Genomic DNA, 3,066 nt, shown 5'->3' on the forward strand with positions numbered 1-3,066 from the left:
GGTGGGCTCATCCAGCAGCAGCATGTCCGGGGCGCTCATCAGCAGGCGGCACAGTGCCACCCGGCGGCGCTCACCACCGGAAAGAACGCTTACTTTCTGATCCCAGGGTGGAAGACGCAGGGCGTCCGCGGCAACTTCCATCTTGCGTTCAATGTCGTGGCCATCGGTGGCCTGGATATAGGCCTCCAGCTCGCCCTGCTTCTTGGCCAGGGCGTCAAAGTCGGCATCCGGTTCGGCGTAGGCTGCGTACACCTGGTCCAGTTCGGCCAGGGCGTCGTGGACGCCGGAAACCGCCTCGTCGACGATCTCCTTGACGGTTTTTTCTTCGTCCAGCTCCGGCTCCTGGGGCAGATAGCCCACGTTGATGCCAGGCTGCGGACGGGCTTCACCGATGTAATCCTGGTCTACGCCCGCCATAATGCGGAGCAGGGTGGATTTACCGGCACCGTTGAGGCCCAGAACGCCGATCTTGGCGCCGGGGAAGAAGCTCAGGGAGATGTCTTTCAGAATCTCGCGCTTGGGCGGGACCACCTTGCCCACGCGGTTCATGGTGTAGACGTATTGCGCCATTTTGTCAGCATCCTTCTTGCGAATTGAGTGTCGAGATCACTGAAGGTGTCTGGCTGAGGCCATCGGGTAGGGCGATCCGGGATCGTCAAAATCAGGGATGATTTTGTCGAGCGTACAGGGATGTATTCACAGCGTATCCCGGATCGCCCTACCCGATGGCCGTAACTCCACAAGCCGCAACCAATGAACGTAGACCGGCTAAGGTATCGAAACCTACCAGTGATAGCAATTGAGCAGAAACCGGAGTTGGCCGCATGCCGGTATCTGCGGACGGTTAAAGGGTGATTTTTCACCCGTTTGTAAGATAGAATAGCGACCCAATTTTTCAGGGAGCCTGCGGAGATCGCCAAAGCTCTCCGGGCCAGCCAAGCACACAGGGGCAGCGCATCCATGTTTAATCGTGAAATGAAAATCGCCGGCTTTGACGACGAACTCTGGAACGCCATGCAGGCGGAAGAGAAGCGCCAGGAAGCTCACATCGAGCTGATCGCGTCCGAGAACTACACCAGCCCCCGAGTGATGGAAGCCCAGGGCAGCGTGCTGACCAACAAGTACGCGGAAGGCTATCCGGGCAAGCGCTACTATGGCGGCTGCGAGTTCGTGGATATTGCCGAAGACCTGGCGATTGAACGTGCCAAAGAGCTGTTTGGTGCTGCCTATGCCAACGTCCAGCCGCATTCTGGTTCCCAGGCCAACTCGGCTGTCTTTATGGCTCTGCTCAAGCCTGGTGATACGGTTCTGGGCATGAGTCTCGCCCACGGTGGCCACCTGACTCACGGCGCCAGTGTCAACTTCTCCGGCAAGATCTACAATGCCGTGCAGTACGGTATCAATACCGACACTGGCCTTCTCGACTACGATGAGATCGAAGCGCTGGCTCTTGAGCACAAGCCAAAAATGATTATTGCTGGCTTCTCAGCCTACTCCCAGGAGCTGGATTTCGCCCGCTTCCGTGAGATTGCCGACAAGGTGGGCGCTTACCTGTTTGTCGATATGGCCCACGTGGCTGGCCTGGTGGCCGCGGGCGTTTACCCGGATCCGGTTCCCCATGCCCACGTGATCGCGACGACTACACACAAGACCCTGCGCGGTCCCCGTGGTGGTCTGATCCTGGCTTGCGATGATGCTGATCTGCAGAAGAAGCTGAACTCTGCGGTATTCCCGGGCGGCCAGGGTGGCCCGCTGATGCACGTTATTGCCGCGAAGGCTGTTTGCTTCAAGGAGGCCATGAGCGAAGAGTTCAAGACCTACCAGCAGCAGGTTGTGAAGAACGCCTCTGCCATGGCTCAGGTTTTTGTGGATCGTGGCTATGATGTGGTTTCCGGCGGCACCAGGAACCACCTGTTCCTGGTCAGCCTTATCAAGCAGGACATTACCGGTAAAGACGCCGATGCTGCATTGGGTCGTGCTCACATTACCGTGAACAAGAACGCGGTTCCCAATGACCCCCGTTCGCCGTTCGTCACTTCCGGCCTGCGTATTGGTACCCCGGCGATCACCACTCGCGGTTTCGGCGAGTCCGAGTGTCGCGACCTGGCCGGCTGGATCTGCGATATCCTCGATAATCTGGATGATGATGCGGTCAACAGCCGGGTTCGCGAACAGGTGAGTGCGCTCTGCGCCCGTTTTCCTGTCTACGGCTAATCGTTTTATAGCTAGACTACAGGCATGACCTGCCGGGCCGAACTTTCGGCCCGGCTTCCTCTTCGGAGTTCCTGACTATGCATTGTCCCTTCTGTGGTGAAGCAGATACCAAGGTGATTGACTCCCGGCTGGTGGCCGAGGGAGATCAGGTGCGTCGCCGCAGGGAATGCCTGTCCTGTCGGGAGCGGTTCACGACCTTCGAGTTTGCCGAGCTGGTGATGCCGCGAGTGGTCAAGCAGGATGGCACCCGGCAGCCGTTTGATGAGGAAAAGCTGCGTTCGGGGCTGATGAAGGCCCTCGAGAAGCGGCCGGTTAGCATCGAGCAGATTGATGCGGCCCTGAACCGGATCAAATACCGTTTGCGGGCGACCGGCGAACGGGAAGTGAAATCCATGCAACTGGGCGAGGAGGTGATGACCGAATTGCGCCAGTTGGACAAGGTCGCCTATGTCCGCTTCGCGTCGGTGTATCGCAGTTTCCAGGATATCAACGAGTTCAAGGAAGAGATTGAGAGGCTGTCGGCAAGCAACGGTGAGGCGGCCGTTGACGTCGCCAAAGCGTTGGCGGATAACCACGCCCCGAAAGGAAAGGCATGATCGACAACCGCGACAGGGCCATGATGGCGCGGGCTGTCCAGCTTGCCTGGCGCGGTCGGTACTCTACCCATCCCAATCCCCGGGTTGGCTGTGTCATTGCCCGCGGCGATCTGATACTCGGTGAGGGCTGGCATGAGCGTGCCGGAGAAGCCCACGCTGAGATCCGCGCCCTGAGTCAGGCCGGTCCGGACGCCCGGGGAGCGACAGCCTATGTAACCCTGGAGCCGTGCAGCCACTTTGGTCGTACACCGCCCTG

4 protein-coding genes are annotated in these 3,066 nt (G+C 59.2%); 3 read left to right on the forward strand and 1 reads right to left on the reverse strand.

Annotated features, from left to right (window positions below; all coding sequences use genetic code 11):
• Positions 1–570: ATP-binding cassette domain-containing protein (locus B2W52_RS01315; RefSeq protein WP_286801032.1), on the reverse strand; the 570-nt coding region annotated here is incomplete at its 3' end.
• 390 nt (positions 571–960) lie between these two features.
• Between B2W52_RS01315 and glyA the strand changes: the two genes are divergently transcribed.
• From glyA to B2W52_RS01330, 3 genes are all read left to right on the forward strand, one after another.
• Positions 961–2,214, forward strand: coding sequence for a serine hydroxymethyltransferase (gene glyA / locus B2W52_RS01320; protein ID WP_273070341.1), 1,254 nt, complete (start codon positions 961–963; stop codon positions 2,212–2,214).
• 77 nt (positions 2,215–2,291) lie between these two features.
• Positions 2,292–2,810 (forward strand): transcriptional regulator NrdR, encoded by a 519-nt coding sequence (gene nrdR, locus B2W52_RS01325; RefSeq protein WP_273070340.1) that lies wholly within the window; start codon positions 2,292–2,294, stop codon positions 2,808–2,810.
• Positions 2,807–3,066, forward strand: a 260-nt coding sequence (locus B2W52_RS01330) for a bifunctional diaminohydroxyphosphoribosylaminopyrimidine deaminase/5-amino-6-(5-phosphoribosylamino)uracil reductase RibD (protein ID WP_286801035.1), incomplete at its 3' end; no start/stop codon positions are given. The genes nrdR and B2W52_RS01330, both read left to right, overlap by 4 nt.

Origin of the sequence: Marinobacter sp. UBA2498, assembly GCF_002341575.1 — a bacterium.
Classification (GTDB): domain Bacteria; phylum Pseudomonadota; class Gammaproteobacteria; order Pseudomonadales; family Oleiphilaceae; genus Marinobacter; species Marinobacter manganoxydans.

Excerpts from the sequence above, each read along its gene's own strand:
- glyA (WP_273070341.1), top strand. The coding sequence starts at position 961 with ATGTTTAATCGTGAAATGAAAATCGCCGGCTTTGACGACGAACTCTGG.
- nrdR (WP_273070340.1), top strand. The coding sequence starts at position 2,292 with ATGCATTGTCCCTTCTGTGGTGAAGCAGATACCAAGGTGATTGACTCC.